An 18578-nucleotide genomic window follows, 5' to 3' on the forward strand; every position below is an offset into this window, starting at 1 on the left:
GCACTTCAGCCCGCGCTGGGTAGTCCGAGCGCGGCAAGGACCTGTTCGGGCCGTCGCGTACTGACCAGCCAGTACGGCGTCGGATCGTCCGGGTCGTCGAGTACGAGCAGAACCATCGACCCGACCCAGGGGCGATGTTGTACATAGGCGGCGGGGTCGAGCTGGCGACCCAGCGCCGCGCTTTTCGCGGTGGGGGCTACGGTGGCCGCGCGGGCCACGAAGTTCACCGGCAGGTGCGCGCGATCGGCGCGCAGCTCCGGTGTGCCGGCCGCGTCCGGCAGCACGTCGATCCGGTGGCGGCTCAACCACAGCAGCGCCCAGACCGGGACAGGACACAACAGCACATAGGGCAGCCAGGCGCGCAATCCGGGCGCGCCCATATGGATTTCCGCGGCGAGCAACCCCGTGATGGCAAACCCCACCGGCCACCACCACAGCGGCACCCATAGGCGCTCACGGTAGGGGCGTGCGGGCTGCTGTATCTCGTCCATGGTCACGGGGTTGGGCTGGTCCGACACGAGTCAACACTAAGTCACGAGGGCGTCCAGCCTACGCGTAGGCTCGTCCAACGTGAGCGCACTTTCACCTATACCCATGCTGCGGCTCGATCCTGGCATCCCCGTGCCCGCGCGCGCCCATGACGGCGACGCGGGCGTGGACCTGTGCACCACACAAGACGTCATCCTGGAGCCGGGGGAGCGAATGCTGGTCGGCACCGGTATCGCCGTCGCGCTACCGGTCGGCACGGTCGGGCTGATCCATCCGCGCTCGGGCCTCGCGGCCAAGACCGGGCTGTCGGTGGTGAACACCCCCGGCACGGTCGACGCGGGGTATCGGGGCGAGATCAAGGTGTGCCTGATCAATCACGACCCACGCACGCCGATCGAACTCCGCCGAGGCGACCGGATCGCGCAGCTGTTGGTCCAGCGGGTGGAGCTGGTGGATTTCGTGGAGGTCGACTCGCTGGACGAGACGACCCGGGGTGCGGGTGGCCACGGCTCCAGCGGAGGTCACGCGAGCCTGACCACGAGTGGGGCGGGTCGGACGGCCGGGAAGGAGGCATGACGGGAATGTTCGGAAAGAGAAAGAAATCGTCGAGCCAGTACGCGGACGACGGATACGACGAGGCCGACGACTACAACGACGCCGCCGAATACGACGCCGCCGAATACGCGCCGGCCGACGACTTCGACTACGACGATGCCCCGACCGACGAGCGCTCGTACGCGGGAGTGGACTTCGACGCCGACACGCCGCAAGGGCAGCCCGGCCCGTACGACTACGAGGACGTCGCCGAGCTGCTGGAGAATGTGTCCGAGCGGCGGCTCGACCTCGGATCGGTGCTCCTGCCGGTCCCACCGGGCGGACAGCTGCAGGTCGAGATGACGCCCGATGGTCAGCCCCAGGCGGTGCACTTGGCCACCGAGCACGGCCGGATCACGGTCGCGGCCTACGCCGCGCCCAAGTCGGAGGGCCAATGGCGTCTGGTCGCCGCGGACCTCGCCGAATCGCTGCGCAAGGACGGCGCCAGGGTGTCGGTGGAGAACGGGCCTTGGGGCCGCGAGTTGCTGGCCATCACCGAGGGCGCAGACCTGCGTTTCATCGGCGTGGACGGCTACCGCTGGATGCTGCGACTGGTCGCCGCGGGCCCTTCGGGTGCGGCGAATGACGGCAGTCCGCTGGTCAGGGCGGCGCGAGCCACCCTGAGCGAAACCGTGGTCCGGCGCGGCGAAGATCCGCTGCCTGTGCGTGAGCCGCTGCCGGTGGTGCTGCCGCAGCAGCTGTCCGAGCAATTGGCCGCGGCCCATCAGCAGCAGGTCGAGGCTCAGCAGCAGGCGATGTCGGCGCAGGCGACCGCGGCGCAGACCGGGCCGCCGAGCGTCCTGCCCCCACGCATGCCCGAGGGTCCGCGGCGAGGCGCGGACGGCTCGGCCATGCAGCAGCTCGGCCTTAACTGAGCGGGCGCGAATTCAGCCGAAGGCGCCGATTCCCACGTGTCCCAGGATCGCGGGGTCGGCGCCCAGTTCGTCCAAGGTGATCCGGTGCAGCCGCGAACGCGGCACCAGCGCCGCCCACTCCTCGGCCACCGCCACCGGATGCACCGGGTCGTCGACGGCGGTGATCACGGCGACCGGCAGCGCGAAGGTGGCCAGCCGCTCGGCGTCCGGCCACTGGTAGTCGGCGGCCTCCTGCAGCGCCTCGGGCAGATGCGGCCATTGCGCCTGCCATGACTGGGTGAGCGCGTCGGCCAGCCAGCGCGGGCTGCTGGCTCGCATTCGCTCGATCACTTCGGCCAGACCGTCGGCGCGTAGCTGTGCCGCGGTGGCCGCCGCGCTCAGTGCGGCTGGACATGCGGCGGTGTCGGGTCCGGTCCACCCGGGCAGCGCCGCGACCACGCCAACGACCCGATTCGGGTGCTCGGCCGCCCACTCCAGCGTGATCGCGGCGCCCAGCGAGATCCCCGCCACCAGCACCGGCCCCGAGCGGGCCGCCATGTCCAGCCCGGCCCGGCAGCTGGCGACCACGTCGCGCGGATCGGGTTCCACCGCGATCAGGTCGAGACCGCGCGCGGCGCTGGCCGGGCCGAACGCGCGCCTGGCGAAATCGGCGTCGGATCCGGTGCCGGGCAGCGCAACGATGCGAGCGGGCTGTGCGGAGTCGAACATCGGTCCGAGCGTAGCGGGGGTGGCCCAGCCCATCTACAGTGGCGGTGTACGGCCCAGCCGGTCGTGAATTGGAAACCGATGATGGTGTGCGACCCATGCCATCTGCTCTATGCAGGAGAGCATGACAATGTCCGCAGCCTCAGGTTATTTTCGACGTCTGGGCCGCAGACTGACCGAAGACCTCGATCAGTTGGATGCCGAAGAGTTGGCCGAGACATCGGAGGCATCAGGAGCTTGTCGGGCGTCGGAGTGTCGGCGCGGTGACGAGGCCACGATGCTCGGTAGGCTCCGCAGTGTCGAAGCGTGTCCCAAGTCCGCAGGCGCGAGTGTGCAGGCGGAGTTCTTCGACGGCACCGATGCCATCACCTTGGTGTGGATCGGGCGCAGGCGCATTCCCGGTATCGAGCCGGGACGGCGCATCCTGGTCCGCGGCCGCGTGGGCGACCGCGACGGCCGCAAAGTGATCTACAACCCCTACTACGAATTGCGCGGGAACAGCTGACGTATGCCATCGAGCAACGACAACGCAGGCTCAGGCGATCGCACCGGGGTGGATATGCCCGACGGCCGTGACGATGAACGTGCCGATCAGACCCTCCTCGAACAACTGGGCGGATTCAGCGGACTGATCTACTCGACACTCCCCGTTGTGGTGTTCGTCCCCGTGAACAGTGTCGCCGGGCTGACCGTGGCGATCTGGGCGTCCCTCGGCGTAGCCGCCGCCATCCTGGTCTGGCGCCTGGTGCGGCGTGATCCCGTCCAACCGGCCATCTCAGGATTCTTCGGCGTCGGGATCTGCGCCTTCATCGCGTACCGGATGGGCGAGGCCAAAGGGTTCTTCCTGTTCGGCATCTACACCAGCCTCGTCTACGCCGGGGTGTTCCTGGTCTCCATCCTGGTCCGCTGGCCGCTGGTCGGCGTGATCTGGGGCGTGCTGAACGGCCACGGTTCGGACTGGCGGTCCGACCGGAGGTTGGTGCGCTTCTACGACCTGGCCACCGCCACCTGGATTGTGGTGTTCGGCGCCCGCTACCTGGTGCAGTCGCAGCTCTACGACACCGACCGGACCGGGTGGCTCGCGTTCGCGCGCATCGCCATGGGGTGGCCGCTGACCGCGGTGGCGCTGGCCGTCACCGTCTGGGCTGTCCGCCGTGCGGGCCATCTGCCTACCAAGACGGTGGCCGCGACCGAATCGGCCTGAACGTTAACCCTCCATCGTCGCCCGGCGAAAACCAGAGGGGTGGAGTGACTCCACCGCCGAGGTGGGGGGTTACTCACCCTGGGGTGGCTGGTTGCCGGCCCGAGTTCGTCAGACGATCAATGCGTACCGAGAACACGCACTGATCGGCAAGGGAGGACTCGGACGTGGCTACCGAGCACAACATCAGGGCACTGCCCGAGAACGACAACATCGCTCTGTCGGAGAGCCGCCGGGTATCGGCCGAGGTGGACATGCTGATCGGCCCCGCGGCCGAGGGTGACCGCCAGGCGGTCACCGAGATCGTCCGGATGGTGCACCCGCTGGTCCGCCACTACTGCCGTGCGCGCCTCGGCAACACCGCCCACCTGCAGGTCACCGTCGATGATGTCGTACAAGAAATCCTGCTGGCCACCGTCAACGCCATCCCGCGCTACCACGACCAGGGCAAGTCGTTCATGGCCTTCGTCTACGGCATCGCGGCCAACAAGGTCGCCGACGCGTTCCGTCGCAAGCAGCAGCATCCGACCTACCCGATGGCCGACGTTCCCGACTTCGCGTCCTCCGCCGCCGGCCCCGAGGAATGGGCGCTGGCCTCCGAACGCAGGACCGCCACGAGGGAACTCATGAAGGTGCTGGCGCCGACACACCGCGAGGTGCTTGTCATGCGGATTGTGCTCGGCTGGTCGGCGGCACAGACCGCGGAGGCCATCGGCACGAGCCCCGGCGTGGTTCGGGTCATGCAGCACCGTGCGCTGAACAAGCTGCGCGCCGAGCTGAAGGTGGCCGCGTAACCGCCGACCGATCAGGACATCGGCCGTATTGGAGGGTTATGGCCGGATGCCGTGATTGGCGAGTTCCAACCGGAGATCTTCCTCGGCCTCCAGCGAGGTCACGAACAGCAGTTCGTCGTCTCCCTCGAACGGGTCGTCGGGCTGCGGCACGATCACCCGTCCGCCGCGCAGAATCGTCACCAGGGCGGCGTCTCGCGGCAGAGTGAGCGTGCGCACCTGCTTGCCCGCCAATGCGGTGTCTGCGGGCAGCGTTATCTCCACCAGGTTCGCTTGGCCCTGACGCAGCGTCATCAGCCGAACCAGATCGCCAACGGACACCGCCTCCTCGACCAGCGAGGCGAGCAGCCGTGGCGTGGACACCGCGACATCGACCCCCCAGGACCCGTCGAAGAGCCATTCGTTGCGTGGGTCGTTCACCCGCGCCACCACCCGGCGCACCCCGAATTCGGTCTTGGCGAGCAGGCTGTGTACCAGGTTCGCCTTGTCGTCGCCGGTGGCCGCGATGACCACCTCGTAGGTCTCCAGCCCGGCCTCCTCGAGCAGCGCGAGTTCGCAGGCGTCGGCGTGCACCCAGACGGCGTCCGGGACCGCGGCGGGATCGAGGTGCTCGCGCTGACGTTCCAGCAGCATGACCCGGTGCCCGCCGCGCAGGAGTTCCCTGGCGATCGATCGGCCGACGGCGCCTGCTCCGGCGATGGCTACTTTCATGTTCAGTCCTCGCTCGCTGGGGGCTTCGCCGCCAGGGCGACGGCCTCGCCCACGGCGCCGGACGCCGCGGCCACGTAGACGATGTCGTCGGCCTGGACGATGGTCTTACTGTCAGGCAGCAGGCTCTGGCCGAATCGGATGATGAATGCCACTCTGGCCGCGATGGTCTGCTCCAAGTCGCGCACGGTGCGGCCGTACCACTCCTCGTGCAGCGTCAGCTGCGTCACAGCAACTGTTCCGGTGGGATCGCGCCATGTGGTGGTGCTGGGGTCGCCGATGAGCGCCCGCAGGAACCGGTCGGTGGTCCACGGCACCGTCGCGATGGTCGGGATGCCGAGGCGCTCGTAGACGGCGGCGCGCTTGGCGTCGTAGATCCGGGCGACCACACGCTGCACGCCGAACATCTCCCTGGCCACCCGGGCGGAGATGATGTTGGAGTTGTCGCCGGAGGAGACAGCCGCGAACGCGTCCGCCCGCTCGATTCCTGCGCTGATCAGCACGTCTCGATCGAAACCGACACCGGTCACCTGCTCACCGGGGAAGTCGGGGCCCAGGCGCAGGAAGGAACTGGAGTCCCGGTCGATCACGGTGACGTCGTGCCCCACACGGACCAGGGCGTGGGCAAGCGACGAACCGACGCGTCCGCAACCCATGATCACTACGTACACCGTGCAACCTCGTTCCTGGAACCATGGTGTTCGGTCTGCTCTGCTGTTCGGTCGAACGGTACCCGTCGAATGATTCCACCGGCCACGTTCCCCTTCCATCCGACAGGCAAACCTGCAAGCCACCCGCGCGATCCACCGTCCGGGGGCCTATGCTCGCTCCAGTGTCCAAATTGACGACGGCAGCGAAACGAGTGCTGCTGGGTAGGCCTTTCCGCAGCGACTCGCTGGGCCACACCCTGCTGCCGAAGCGAATCGCGCTCCCGGTGTTCGCCTCCGATGCCATGTCCTCGGTCGCGTACGCACCCGAGGAGATCTTCCTCGTGCTGTCGGCCGCGGGCATCTCCGCCTACCTGTATGCGCCCTGGGTCGGCCTCGCGGTCGCTTTCGTCATGGCCGTGGTCGTGGCCAGCTACCGGCAGAATGTGCACGCCTACCCGTCCGGCGGCGGTGATTACGAGGTCGCCACGACGAATCTCGGTCCCAATGCGGGCTTGACCGTAGGCAGCGCGCTGCTCGTGGACTATGTGCTCACCGTCGCGGTGTCGATCTCCTCGGCCGCGTCCAACATCGGCTCGGCCATTCCGTTCGTCGCCACACACAAGGTGTTGTTCGCGGTCGTGGCGATCGCGGTGCTCACCGCGATCAACCTGCGCGGCGTCCGCGAATCGGGCTCCGCCTTCGCCGTCCCCACCTACGCGTTCATCATCGGCATGTTCGTCATGCTCGGCTGGGGGCTTTTCCGGATCTTCGTGCTCGGCGAGGAGTTGCGGGCCGAATCGGCCGGTTTCGGGTTGCACGCCGAGGACGAGCACCTGTACGGACTCGCGTTCGCCTTCCTCATCGCGCGGTCGTTCTCTTCCGGCTGTGCCGCGCTGACCGGTGTGGAGGCGATCAGCAACGGCGTGCCCGCGTTCCGCAAGCCCAAGTCACGCAACGCGGCGACCACCCTGCTGATGCTGGGGACCATCGCGATCGTCCTGTTGATGGGCATCATCATCCTGGCTCAGAAGATCGGAATCGTCTACGCGCACAACACTTCGGATTTGATCGACGCGCCCGCGGACTATCATCAGAAGACGCTGATCGCCCAGCTGGCCGAGACTGTGTTCGACGGGTTCCCGATCGGGTTCTTCTTCATCACGACCGTGACCGCGCTCATCCTCGTGCTCGCCGCCAACACCGCGTTCAACGGCTTCCCTGTGCTCGGCTCGATCCTGGCGCAGGACCGTTACCTGCCTCGACAGCTACACACCAGGGGCGACCGGCTGGCTTTCAGCAACGGTATCCTCTTCCTGGCCGGTGCGGCCATTGCATTCGTGGTGTTCTTCGGCGCCGAGGTGTCCAAGCTTATCCAGCTGTACATCGTCGGCGTGTTCGTCTCCTTCGTGCTCAGCCAGACCGGCATGCTGCGGCACTGGACGCGGCTGCTGCGCACCGAGACCGATCCGGGACAGCGGTCGCGGATGATGCGGTCCAGGGTGATCAACGCGGTGGGTCTCAGCGCGACCGGCGCGGTGCTGGTCATCGTGCTGATCACCAAATTCTTCGCGGGCGCCTATATCGCCATCTGCACCATGGTCGCGATTTTCATCGTGATGAAATCGATTCGCGGGCATTATGATTCGGTCGCGCGCGAGCTGGATGAGCACGACTGGGACGGCGTGCTACCCAGTCGCTCCCACTCCATCGTGTTGGTGTCGCGGCTGCACCTGCCCACCCGCCGCGCGCTGGCCTACGCTCGCGCCACCCGCCCTGACACGCTCGAGGCGGTGACGGTGAACGTCGACGAGGCCGATACCAGGGCGCTCGTGCGTGAGTGGGAGCAGAGCGATATCACGGTGCCGCTCAAGGTCGTCGAGTCGCCGTACCGCGAGATCACCAAACCCGTCCTCGATTATGTCAAGCGTGTGCGCAAGGACTCCCCGCGCGACGTCGTGACCGTGTTCATCCCCGAGTATGTGGTCGGCCATTGGTGGGAGCAGGTGCTACACAATCAGAGCGCATTGCGGCTGAAGGGCCGGCTGCTGTTCGAGCCCGGCGTGATGGTGACCAGCGTCCCTTGGCAGCTGAGTTCGTCCACCCGGGCGAAGACGCCGGGCGTGGTCGATGCCGCGGGAGCGGTGCGGCGCGGGTACGAGGATCGGACATGACACACGAGGGTCGTCCGGGATGAGCGACTGGCTGGGAAGCACCTTCGAGGTGCGGCTCGGGCCGCCTGGGCATGGCGGCTTCTGCGTCGCGCGGCACGAGGGACGTGTGGTGTTCGTCCGGCACGGCCTGCCCGGTGAGCTGGTGCGTGCGCGGGTCACCGAGGATCGGGGCGGCTCGTTCTGCCGGGCCGACGCCGTCGAGGTGCTCGAGGCGTCACCGGATCGGGTTCCGGCCACCTGTCCCGTGTCCGGCCCGGGCGGCGCGGGGTGCTGTGATTTTTCCTTTGCCACGCCGACAGCGCAGCGCACGCTGAAAGCCGCCGTGGTCGCTGAGCAGCTTCGGCGGCTGGCCGGGATCGACCGCGAAGTGCTGGTGGAGCCGATCGCGGGTTCCGGCGATGCGACCGGGGGGTGGCGCACACGCGTTCGGCTGGCGGTCGACGCCCAGGGGCGTGCCGGTGTGCACCGATACCGCAGCACCGAGGTGATCGCGGATCTGCGCTGCCCGCAACCGATCTCGGGTGCGTTGGACGGCGTCGCGGATCGGCTGTGGACGCCCGGCGGGGACCTGGTGATCGCGGTGGACGGCGACGGCATTCGACACATCGTCGAGCTGGCTCCCGCTCCGGATGCCGGGAGCGGCGGCCGCGGCGGCGATCGGCGCGGCCCCGGCGGGAGTGGGCCCCGGTCGGATTCCGGCAGTGGGGAAGCTCGCCACCCGCTCGGGGGGCACAACCGTTACGGAGGCAGGCACGGCGGCCGCGGTCGGCGCGGTGACGAACGAGACGGCCGCGATCAGCGAACGGGACGACGTGGCTCTGGTGGCGATCGGCGGAGCGAATGGGCCGCAGCGGATTCCACGCGGCGCGACGATCGGCGAAACGCGGCTGCACGGCGGGCGGCCGCCCACGCGGCCCGCGACGAGTGGGTGTACGCGGGAAGTGGTCGCGCGGTGGAGTATGTGGCAGGCCGTCGGTGGGAGATCAGCGCGACGGGCTTCTGGCAGGCGCATCGGAATGCGGCGCAATGCTATTCGGACCTGGTCGCCGAGTGGTCGAGCCTGGCGCCCGGTGGGCGTGCCTGGGATCTCTACAGTGGCGCAGGCGTTTTCGCCGCGCGGCTCGCCGAGCAGGTCGGCCGAACCGGTGCGGTGCTCGCGGTTGATTCAGCCCGGCCCGCCGTCGCGGACGGGTCCGCCGCGCTGCGTGATCTTTCGTGGCTGGAACTGCGTGCGCAGCGCGTGGAGCGCTGGGTGGTCGGGCACGTGGCCGCGGCGGCGCCGGATGTCGTGGTGCTCGACCCGCCGCGCGCCGGTGCGGGCAAGGAAGTGGTGGGCGCGGTCACCGCGAGCGGGCCGACTCGAATCATCCACGTCGGGTGCGACCCCGCGGCGTTCGCCCGCGATCTCGGCCTGTATCGAGCAGCGGACTACCGGCTCGCGGACTTGCGCGCATTCGACGCGTTCCCGGCGACGCACCACGTCGAATGCCTTGCGCTGCTGGAGCGATGAGGAGTCAATCCTCGTAGACAGGCGGACGGCGATCGCGGCGGGCACGGATAGCCTCATCGAAATTACCGGTGGTCAGGCGGACGTAGAGCTGTGCCATGCCCTCGTGCTGCATGTGAGATTCGAAACTGCCCGCCTCCATGCCGCTCCACAGCATGCGTTTGGTGAGTTCGGTGCCGACCCGGCTGAAGCCGATGATCTGCTCGGCCAAGTCGTAGCAGGTGTCCAAGAGTTTCGCGGCGGGCACCGCGCGGGTGACCAGGCCGATGCGTTCGGCTTCGGTCGCGTCGACGTCGCGGCCGGACAACATGATCTCGAACGCGCGGGACGTACCTATAGCGCGGGGCAACAGGTAGCTGATGCCGAGCTCGGCGGAGGTGAGTCCGTTGTTGATGCCCGCGGCGCGGAAGTACGCGTCCTCGGCGGCGATCCGGATATCGGCGCCGACGGCCAGGCAGAAGCCGCCGCCGATGGCCGCGCCGTTGATCGCACCGATCACCGGCTGGTTCAGCCGCCGCAGCGTGATCATCACGTCATTGAGCAGATCCATCGAGCGGCGCGCGACACTGGTGACGGTCAGCCCGTCGATGTTCGGCACCTTCCCGGCGCTCTGCAGGTCGGCCCCCGAGCAGAACCCATGTCCCGCGCCGGTGAGCACGATGACGCGCACGTCGTTGTCGGCGCTGACCTCCTCGAGCGCCTCGCGCAGCGGAATCATCACATCGAACGCCATCGCGTTCATTCGCTCGGGCCGATTGAGCGTCACCAAGGCTACGTGCGGCCGCAGAGCACCTCCTCCCGGTCGGCGAAGGCACGCTGCGGCGACCTGCCGTGCTGTGTCAACCCAGCTGCCAGGTGACGCGGATTCCCGCGGAGATCTCGCTTTCGCCCAGTTCGACCGGGACGGGCGCGGCGCCGTAGGCGTTCATCGGGGCGGACAAGGCTGCCATGCGGGGGATGGCGGCGGGCGCGGAGGAGGTGTTCTCGGTAATTTCGACGACCTTCCCGAGAGCGCATTGCGCGCGGCTCGCATATTGCTCAGCCTTGGCGACGGCGTTCTCCCATGCGGCGTCGCGCGCCTGGGCGAGCAGGGACTCCTGGTCGGCGAAGGTGAGGGTGAGGCCGCCGAGGCGGACGTCGTCACCGCCCGCGTCGACGCAGTTGGCGATGATCGCAGCGGGGCCGGGATCGGCGTTCTCCCCGATGTCGCGCAGGGCGATGGTCAGCGATGTGCTGGCGAGGTACCCGGTGATGCGATTGCCCTGGCCTTCGGTCCACACCGTTTCGGTGTGCACCGACAGCCCGCTGGTGGCGATGTCGGCGCCCCCGACGCCATCGGATCGCAGCGACTGCGCGACTGCGGCCACGCGCTCACCGGCCTGGCTGTAGGCGAGCGCGACTTTGCTCGCCCGCGATTCGACGGAGATCGTCACCCGCATCAAGTCCGGGGCGGCGCGGGCGGTGCCGTGCCCGAAGATCGTGACGGTACCTGCGCGCGAATCGGACTTCTTGCTCACGAATTCTCCTCGATGGTCGCTCCGAATTGCTCAACAGACCGCGCCGCACAATCGCCTCCGCACGCACGTCGGTAATCGCCTCCGCGCACCCCGCTTGCCTGGACCCGCGTCCATCCGCCATGGGCGCCTCCGCCGCCAGTCGTTCGAGCAGCGCGAGCTTCGACCGCGGCGCCTGCGCGGCGGGGGCGTGGCGCGATGCCCGAGCAGAATCTGGTTGCGTCGCAGCCAGTTCGGAGATGTAGTCGGCCAGGGCACCGGAGTCGTCGCCGCGGCGCAGCTGGAATCCATCCTCGGCGATCCGCGCCCCGACACCGGGTTCGATTGTCCGCGAGACCACTTGCTCGGGCTGTGCCACCCTGCCACTGTAGGCCGGGTACCGTATGTCGAGGCTCACATTTCGGCGCGATGTCGGCTGGTGGTGACCGTTCTCGTGCGGGGGCATCCGCCGCCGCTCCGTAGACTGAGCGGATCAGATGCGCTATCCGGAGGGAGCGAGTTCAGGTGGGAGTGCTTTCCCGGGTCGACACGCCCGAAGATCTGCGGCGGCTGACCGTGCCGCAGTTGCGCGAGCTGGCGGAGGAGATCCGTGAGTTTCTGGTGCGCAAGGTCGCCGCGACCGGTGGGCACCTCGGCCCCAATCTCGGTGTGGTCGAACTCACGATCGCGCTGCACCGGATCTTCGACTCGCCGGCCGACCCGTTGATCTTCGACACCGGTCATCAGGCCTACGTGCACAAGATCCTGACCGATCGCAAGGACCAATTCGACTCGCTGCGTAAGCGGGGCGGTCTGTCCGGCTACCCGAGCCGGGCGGAGAGCGCCCACGATTGGGTCGAGTCCTCGCACGCGTCGGCGGCGCTGTCCTACGCAGACGGCCTGGCGAAGGCGTTTGTGTTGAACGGGCAGGACCGGCATGTGGTCGCGGTCGTCGGTGACGGTGCGCTCACCGGCGGCATGTGCTGGGAGGCGCTGAACAATATCGCCGCCGCCCCGGACCGGCCGGTAGTCATCGTGGTCAACGACAACGGCCGCTCCTACGCGCCTACCATCGGTGGTTTGGCCGACCGGCTGACCGCATTGCGCACGCAGCCCGTCTACGAGCACGCGCTGGACGCGGGAAAGCGCATCCTGAAGAGCATCCCCCGTGTCGGGGAGTCCGCGTACTCGATGGTGCACGCGGTGAAAGCTGGGATCAAGGACGCGGTCAGCCCGCAGGAGCTGTTCAGCGACCTGGGTCTCAAGTACGTCGGACCGGTGGACGGCCACGACATCGCCGCCATGGAGGCGGCGCTGCGCCGGGCCAAGGACTTCGGCGGACCGGTCGTGGTGCACGCGGTGACGCAGAAGGGCCGCGGCTACGCCCCCGCGGAGAACCACGTGGCCGACCAGATGCACGCGTGCGACCCGATCGATCCGTTGACCGGCGTTCCGGTCGGTGGCGCGAAGGCGCTCGGCTGGACATCGGTGTTCTCCGAAGAGCTGATCGCGCACGCCGAGCGCCGCGACGACATCGTTGCCATCACCGCCGCGATGCCTGGGCCGACCGGGCTCACGGCGTTCGGTGAGCGGTTCCCGGAGCGGATGTTCGACGTCGGCATCGCCGAACAGCACGCCATGGCCTCGGCAGCAGGTCTCGCACTGGGCGGAATGCATCCGGTGGTCGCGATCTACTCGACGTTCCTCAACCGCGCCTTCGACCAGCTGCTGATGGACGTGGCGCTGCTGAAGCAGCCCGTGACCGTGGTGCTGGACCGCGCGGGCATCACCGGCTCCGACGGAGCAAGCCACAACGGCATGTGGGATCTATCGGTGCTCGGCATCATCCCCGGGATCCGGGTGGCCGCGCCTCGGGACGCCGCGACGCTGCGCGAGGAGCTGGCCGAGGCGCTGGCCGTGCACGACGGGCCGACCGCGCTGCGGTTCCCGAAGGGCAGTGTCGCCGAGGACATCTCGGCCATCGAACGGCTGGACGGGGTGGATGTGCTTCGGATGGCCGAGCCGGAGGGCGGGTCCATTCAAGCGGTGCACGGCGATGTATTGCTCGTCGCGGTGGGCTCGTTCGCGTCGGTAGCGCTGGAGGCGACGAATCTGCTGGAGGCCGAAGGGATTTCGGTCACCGTCATCGACCCGCGCTGGGTGCTACCGGTGTCCGACACCCTGGTGAAGCTCGCCGAGAACTACCGGCTCGTGGTGACGCTGGAGGATGGCGGCCTGCACGGTGGCATCGGCTCGACGGTGTCGGCCCGCCTGCGCAACTCCGGACTGGATATCCCGACCCGCGATCTCGGTGTGCCGCAACAGTTCCTGGACCACGCGTCGCGTGGCGAAGTGCTCGCCGAGCTCGAGTTGAGCGCCCCCGACATCGCCCGCCGGATCGGCGGGTGGCTGGCCGCGCGCTGACACCGCCTGGCCACCGAATCCGTGCGCGTCCCTCGGTCGACGTCGCCACGTCCTGAGTCAGTCGACGGGCAGCAATGCGACCATCAGCACCGGTACCGTCAGCTCGCGCTGCCAGGGCCGGGCACCACCGGCCTTCAGAAACCCGTCGACAGCCGCTGAGAGTTCGGCGGGAAGGTCGGCACGGTTGTAGTCCGGCAGCCCGTCCCAGCACAGCCGACGGACCAGATCCGGTGCGAGCAGGTTCTCCACCGGAATCGCGTGCTCGGTCGACAGCTCACCCATCGCGGTCCGCGCCCTGGTCAGGCGGGCGGCGGCGGACGGGTCGCGCCGCTCCCAGCGGTTCACCGGTGGTGGACCGTCGAACGGCTGGGTCAATGGCGGCAGCTCGCTATCCGGCAGGGTACGGCCGCGCTCCACCGCGGCGAGCCATTCTCGGGAGTACCGGCGCTGGCGCGGCCCGCCGAAGACCGGAAGCGCGCGCAGCTGAGCGATCGACTTCGGCTCACCGGTCGCCGCGGCGATGATCGCGGCATCCGGAAGGATGCGCGCGGGCGCCACGTCACGGGCGCGAGCGAGCGCGTCGCGGGTGGTCCACAGCTCACGCACCACCGCGAGCTGCCTGGTCCGGCGCAGTGTGTGGATGCCGGAGGTGCGTCGCCAGCGCTCGGCTTTCGGCGCGGGCGGCTCCATCGTGCGGATGTGTTCGAATTCCTGTGCCGCCCAATCCGATTTGCCCTGGGCCGCCAAGTCGGCGGCCACCACGTCGCGCAGCTCCAGGAGCAACTCGACATCGAGGGCGGCGTAGTTCAGCCAGTCGTCCGGCAGCGGCCGGGTGGACCAGTCGGCCGCACCGTGCCCCTTGCGCAGTGCCCGGCCGAGCAGGCGCTCTACCATCGCGGCGAGCCCCACGCGTTCCAAACCGGCCAGCCGCCCCCCCAATTCGGTGTCGAACAGCCGCGCCGGGCGTAAGCCGAGTTCGGCGAGGCCGGGCAGGTCCTGGTCCGCCGAATGCAACACCCACTCGAGCTCGTTGATCGCCTCGGCCAGTGGAGCCAGCTCGCCGGTGACGGGAATCGGATCTATGAGGAAGGTGCCCGCGCCCGCCCGGCGCAATTGGATCAGATACGCGCGCGCCGAATAGCGGAAACCGGAGGCACGCTCGGCGTCCACGGCCAGCGGGCCGGTGCCCGCGGCGAGGCGAGCGGCGGCCGCGGTGATGTCGGCGGCGGTGTCCAGTACCGGTGGCACGCCCTCCGCCGGCGCGAGCAGGGGTGTCGCGGCCGAGGGTTCGGTTTCGTCTGGTACGGACATGGTGTTGCACTTTACGTGCCGTCGCGCAGGCGCTGCCGTCCTGTCGGGCATCCGTGTGTCGATTGATCGGGCTCAGTGCACCGGGTCAACCGTCGGACGGCGGCTCGGCGCTGGTCATAGGTCGGTGCCGGCCCACTCACCCCTGGTCGACGGGCATGCCCGGTCGCATCTGAGTGATCCCGGCGGGGGGCAGCCCCGCCGCGTAGGCCAGCACTTCGCAGAAGGCTTCCACATGCGGCCGCATGTCGGTGGTGACCGCGGTCCAAGAGGCGCGTAACTCCAGCTGGTGCGCGCGCGGCGGGCCGGCGATATCGCCGTAGCGCACTGAGCTGGTCGAGGTCACGGTGCCACCCAGCGCGGTGAACGGTTCGGCCCGCGACTCCAGCGCGTCCACCAGCCAGCTCCACGCGACCTCGGGCAACAGCGGGTCGGTGGCCAGCGCGGCATCGATGTCGGCCTGGATGTAGGCGACCAGCCGTAGGGTGCCGTGCCACGTTTCGTCACCGTCCGGGTCGTGCAGCAGGATCAACCTGCCGAACGCGTCGCCCTCGGAATCAATCGGCACCACACCGGTTTCCGGGTGTTTGACCTCGGCGCCGACGGCGTAGGAATACGGCGCGAGTCGTTGCGGCGGCCGGATGGGCGCGAGCTCGATCCGGGGGTGCACGGTAGCGGTGCCCATCGCATCGACCGCGGCGCGAAACTGAGCTGGCTCGCCATGGGGTCCCTCGGTCGGTGCGGCGCCGTCGCGGAAGTCGAGCGGTGTCACGGAAAGTGACGGTAGACCTTGTGCACCCGGCGCAGTCGGAGGCGCGCCGCTGTACTCGTTGCGGCGTCCGCGGGGCCCTTCGTGGTTACGCACACTGCCGCCTCCGGGTCCGCCGCTCCCGCCGGGCCTGCTTACGATAGCCGTGATGAGCACTCATACCCGCCGCCGGTTGACCGATGCCCCGTTTCTGGCCGCCGCCACCGGCGTGCCGCCGAGTAGGCGTCCGGTGTGGTTCATGCGCCAAGCTGGACGCTCCCTGCCCGAGTACCGCGAACTGCGCGCAGGCATCGGGATGCTCGAATCGTGCTTCGATCCGGAGCTGGTGTGCGAGATCACTTTGCAGCCGATCCGCAGGCACAATGTCGACGCGGCGATCCTGTTCTCCGACATCGTCGTTCCGCTGAAGGCGGCCGGCATCGACCTGGACATCGTGCCCGGCGTCGGGCCGGTGATCGCGTCGCCGGTGCGGACCGTCGGTGATGTGCACGCGCTGCCGCGGCTGCGGCCCGAGGAGGTCGGTGCGGTGACCGACGGCGTGCGACTTCTGGTCGACGCGCTGGACGAGACGCCGCTGATCGGGTTCGCCGGCGCACCGTTCACGCTGGCCTCCTACCTGGTCGAGGGCGGGCCGAGTAAAAACCACGAGCGCACGAAGGCGCTGATGCACGCCGACCCGCAGACCTGGCACACGCTGCTCGGGGTGCTCACCGACATCACCATCGCGTTCCTCCAGGCTCAGCTGTCCGCGGGTGTCGACGCGGTGCAGCTGTTCGACTCCTGGGCGGGTGTGCTCTCGCTCGCCGACTACCGCAGCTTCGTGCTCCCGCACTCGGAGCGGGTGTTCGCCGAGATCGCTGACGCGGGCGTGCCGCGCATCCACTTCGGCGTCGGCACCGGGGAGCTGCTGGGCGCGATGGGAGAAGCGGGGGCAGACGTGGTCGGTGTCGACTGGCGGGTGCCGCTGACCGCTGCTGTCCGCCGCATCGGATCAGGAAAAGCCTTGCAGGGCAACCTCGATCCGGCCGTGCTGTTCGCCGGGTCGGCGGTGATCGAGGCGGAGACGCGCCGCATCGCCCGCGAGGCGGACGAGGCGATCACGCTCGGTGCCGCCGGGCACATTTTCAACCTGGGCCACGGGGTACTCCCGGACACCGACCCTGGCGTGCTGACCGCGCTGGTGGAGTTCATCCACGAACTGTGAGGCTCGTGCCCTGCCGCGCCCGCGGGTAGCGACACAGGCGCGCGAGCGGCGGCCGCCGGACACGATACCGTCGCAGTATGCGTGTAGCGGTGGTCGGCGGTGGGATCAGCGGGCTGGTGGCCGCGTATCGGCTCCGGACGCTCCTCGGGCCGGAAGCCGACGTGCTCGTGCTCGACCAGGCTGACCGGGTCGGCGGAGTTCTCTACACCGGTGAATTGGCCGGCGAGCCACTGGATCTCGGAGCAGAGGCGTTCGTCGGGCGGCGGCCGGAAGTGCCCGCACTGCTACGTGAGCTCGAGCTCGAGTCGCAGCTCGTGACGCCCGCGGGCCTGCGGCCGCTGGTGTGGTCGGCTGGTGTCGCACGTCCGCTCCCGGTGGGCACGCTGATGGGTATCCCGGCGACCGCCGAGTCGATGCGCGGGCTTGTCGACACCGAGACTATGGGCCGGATCGCCTCCGAGCCCGGCAGGCCGCTGACCTGGGAACCCGGGTCCGACACCGACGTATACGGCTTGGTCGCCGACCGGTTCGGGGCGCAGGTCGCCGAACGCAGCGTCGATCCGCTGCTCGGCGGCGTGTACGCGGGCAGCTCGCGCTCAATCGGCGTCCGCGCCGCGCTGCCCGCGCTGGCCGCGGCCCTGGACAGCGGCGCGCCCAGCCTCGCCGCCGCCGTCGGCGCCGCGCTGCCGCCGCCTTCGAATGCGCCGGTCTTCGGCGGAATCCGCGACGGCTACCGAGTGCTCCTGGACGCGCTCGCCGCACACTCGGGTGCGAAATTCGTCACCGCGACACCGGTCACCCGCCTGGCGAGGGGGCTGCGCGGCTGGGTGGTCGACCCGATCGGGGCTGTCGACGCGGTGGTGCTCGCCACCCCCGCGCCCGTGACCAGTCGGCTGCTGGGCGCCGTCGCCCCTGCCGCGGCGACGGAACTGGCGGGCATCGAACTGTCCTCGTCGGTGGTGGTCGCTCTCGCGCTGCCACGCGACACCGCGTTGCCGGGTAACTCCGGCATCCTCGTGGCCACTGGAGAACCGTTGCGCGCCAAGGCCTTCACCCTCTCCAGCCGCAAATGGACCCACCTCGGCCAGCGTGAAACCGCCCTCGTCCGAGCCTCTTTCGGCAAGTTCGGGGACGATTCGCCGCTGTCGTGGTCCGATGCCGAGCTGGTCACCGCCGCCGCCGAAGACCTCTCCACTGTCACCGGAGCCGCCATCGCGCCCTGCTCGGCGGTCGTCCAACGCTGGCCCGGTGGCCTGGCCCAGTACGCACCTGGCCACACCGCCCGCATCGCCGCCGTCGAAACCGAAATCGGTTCCCTGGACGGCCTCGCTGTCGCGGGTGCGTATCTGCACGGCGTCGGCGTGCCCGCGTGTGTCGCTTCCGGTACTGCCGCCGCGCATCGGATCGCGACGGGATCATCAGCGTCCACCGCAGGCTGAACCGCGTCCAACTCCTTCCGCCTCCCGGCGACCGAGTCTTTTTGCTTGGCGTGTATCGGCCATCACGGAATGTGTTATCTGCCAAAGGCTTCCCGGTGCGGCATGGCCGCGTCGACTGCGCGGTGCGCACCCTGCCCGGGGCGCCGACATGTACGTCTGCGAGTCGACTGTGTGCCAGCAGAGAGGGACGTTCGGTGACCGGAGTGGCAATCGAGCAGTTCATGCCCGGGAAGCCGGGCTTTTGTGGACG

The 18578-nt window shown here is 69.0% G+C and carries 18 protein-coding genes; 10 read left to right on the plus strand and 8 right to left on the minus strand.

What is annotated here, in order from left to right:
- Positions 1-5: 5 nt before the first annotated feature.
- Positions 6-491: a DUF3093 domain-containing protein gene (locus AB0H00_RS04960; RefSeq protein WP_357262361.1), complete on the minus strand. Its 486-nt coding sequence runs from the start codon at positions 489-491 to the stop codon at positions 6-8.
- Between the two features lie 103 nt (positions 492-594).
- On the opposite strand from AB0H00_RS04960, the gene dut reads away from it, so the two are divergent.
- Both dut and AB0H00_RS04970 read left to right on the plus strand, forming a co-directional pair.
- Positions 595-1065, plus strand: a complete 471-nt coding sequence (gene dut, locus AB0H00_RS04965) for a dUTP diphosphatase (RefSeq protein WP_357262364.1) — start codon at positions 595-597, stop codon at positions 1063-1065.
- Between the two features lie 5 nt (positions 1066-1070).
- Complete coding sequence (locus AB0H00_RS04970; RefSeq protein ID WP_357262367.1) at positions 1071-1958, plus strand: DUF3710 domain-containing protein; 888 nt, start codon at positions 1071-1073, stop codon at positions 1956-1958.
- A 12-nt stretch (positions 1959-1970) separates the two neighbouring features.
- Here the strand turns inward: AB0H00_RS04970 and AB0H00_RS04975 are convergent, their stop codons facing one another.
- The gene (locus tag AB0H00_RS04975; protein ID WP_357260970.1) at positions 1971-2666 is read right to left on the minus strand and encodes an alpha/beta hydrolase; all 696 of its coding nucleotides are present in this window, start codon (positions 2664-2666) and stop codon (positions 1971-1973) included.
- 127 nt (positions 2667-2793) lie between these two features.
- Here AB0H00_RS04975 and AB0H00_RS04980 point away from each other — a divergent pair, with 127 nt between their 5' ends.
- The 3 genes from AB0H00_RS04980 to AB0H00_RS04990 all read left to right on the plus strand — a co-directional run bounded on the left by AB0H00_RS04980 (position 2794) and on the right by AB0H00_RS04990 (position 4658).
- Positions 2794-3168 carry an OB-fold nucleic acid binding domain-containing protein gene (locus AB0H00_RS04980; protein ID WP_357260972.1) on the plus strand — a complete coding sequence of 125 codons (375 nt, stop codon included), beginning with the start codon at positions 2794-2796 and terminating at the stop codon, positions 3166-3168.
- Between the two features lie 54 nt (positions 3169-3222).
- The gene (locus AB0H00_RS04985; RefSeq protein WP_357262370.1) at positions 3223-3867 is read left to right on the plus strand and encodes a DUF3159 domain-containing protein; all 645 of its coding nucleotides are present in this window, start codon (positions 3223-3225) and stop codon (positions 3865-3867) included.
- Between the two features lie 164 nt (positions 3868-4031).
- On the plus strand, positions 4032-4658 hold the full coding sequence (locus tag AB0H00_RS04990; protein WP_357260975.1) for a sigma-70 family RNA polymerase sigma factor: 627 nt from the start codon (positions 4032-4034) through the stop codon (positions 4656-4658).
- Positions 4659-4694: 36 nt separating this feature from the next.
- Here the strand turns inward: AB0H00_RS04990 and AB0H00_RS04995 are convergent, their stop codons facing one another.
- Positions 4695-5366 (minus strand): TrkA family potassium uptake protein, encoded by a 672-nt coding sequence (locus AB0H00_RS04995; protein ID WP_357260978.1) that lies wholly within the window; start codon positions 5364-5366, stop codon positions 4695-4697.
- A gap of 2 nt (positions 5367-5368) precedes the next feature.
- Positions 5369-6034: a TrkA family potassium uptake protein gene (locus AB0H00_RS05000; RefSeq protein ID WP_357260981.1), complete on the minus strand. Its 666-nt coding sequence runs from the start codon at positions 6032-6034 to the stop codon at positions 5369-5371.
- A gap of 161 nt (positions 6035-6195) precedes the next feature.
- Here AB0H00_RS05000 and AB0H00_RS05005 point away from each other — a divergent pair, with 161 nt between their 5' ends.
- A complete protein-coding gene (locus AB0H00_RS05005) occupies positions 6196-8184 on the plus strand; it encodes an APC family permease (protein WP_357260984.1) in 1989 nt (662 codons plus the stop codon).
- Between the two features lie 19 nt (positions 8185-8203).
- Positions 8204-9694, plus strand: coding sequence for a TRAM domain-containing protein (locus AB0H00_RS05010; RefSeq protein ID WP_357260987.1), 1491 nt, complete (start codon positions 8204-8206; stop codon positions 9692-9694).
- A 4-nt stretch (positions 9695-9698) separates the two neighbouring features.
- On the opposite strand, the gene AB0H00_RS05015 is transcribed toward AB0H00_RS05010, so the two are convergent.
- Both AB0H00_RS05015 and AB0H00_RS05020 read right to left on the minus strand, forming a co-directional pair.
- Positions 9699-10478 (minus strand): enoyl-CoA hydratase, encoded by a 780-nt coding sequence (locus AB0H00_RS05015; RefSeq protein ID WP_357262373.1) that lies wholly within the window; start codon positions 10476-10478, stop codon positions 9699-9701.
- Between the two features lie 52 nt (positions 10479-10530).
- Entirely contained in the window at positions 10531-11208 is a 678-nt protein-coding gene (locus tag AB0H00_RS05020; RefSeq protein ID WP_357260990.1) for an SIMPL domain-containing protein, read from the minus strand.
- 501 nt (positions 11209-11709) lie between these two features.
- On the opposite strand from AB0H00_RS05020, the gene dxs reads away from it, so the two are divergent.
- Positions 11710-13608: a 1-deoxy-D-xylulose-5-phosphate synthase gene (gene dxs / locus AB0H00_RS05025; protein WP_357260993.1), complete on the plus strand. Its 1899-nt coding sequence runs from the start codon at positions 11710-11712 to the stop codon at positions 13606-13608.
- A 57-nt stretch (positions 13609-13665) separates the two neighbouring features.
- Here the strand turns inward: dxs and AB0H00_RS05030 are convergent, their stop codons facing one another.
- Positions 13666-14919 (minus strand): ribonuclease D, encoded by a 1254-nt coding sequence (locus tag AB0H00_RS05030; RefSeq protein ID WP_357260996.1) that lies wholly within the window; start codon positions 14917-14919, stop codon positions 13666-13668.
- A 136-nt stretch (positions 14920-15055) separates the two neighbouring features.
- On the minus strand, positions 15056-15688 hold the full coding sequence (locus tag AB0H00_RS05035; RefSeq protein WP_357260999.1) for a DUF3000 domain-containing protein: 633 nt from the start codon (positions 15686-15688) through the stop codon (positions 15056-15058).
- Between the two features lie 136 nt (positions 15689-15824).
- Between AB0H00_RS05035 and hemE the strand changes: the two genes are divergently transcribed.
- Together hemE and AB0H00_RS05045 are read left to right on the plus strand one after the other, a co-directional pair.
- Positions 15825-16889: a uroporphyrinogen decarboxylase gene (gene hemE / locus AB0H00_RS05040; protein ID WP_357262376.1), complete on the plus strand. Its 1065-nt coding sequence runs from the start codon at positions 15825-15827 to the stop codon at positions 16887-16889.
- 77 nt (positions 16890-16966) lie between these two features.
- Positions 16967-18328, plus strand: a complete 1362-nt coding sequence (locus AB0H00_RS05045; protein WP_357261002.1) for a protoporphyrinogen oxidase — start codon at positions 16967-16969, stop codon at positions 18326-18328.
- Positions 18329-18578: the final 250 nt, after the last annotated feature.

It is taken from the genome of Nocardia sp. NPDC023852 (assembly GCF_040639505.1).
In the GTDB taxonomy this organism is placed as follows: Bacteria; Actinomycetota; Actinomycetes; order Mycobacteriales; family Mycobacteriaceae; genus Nocardia.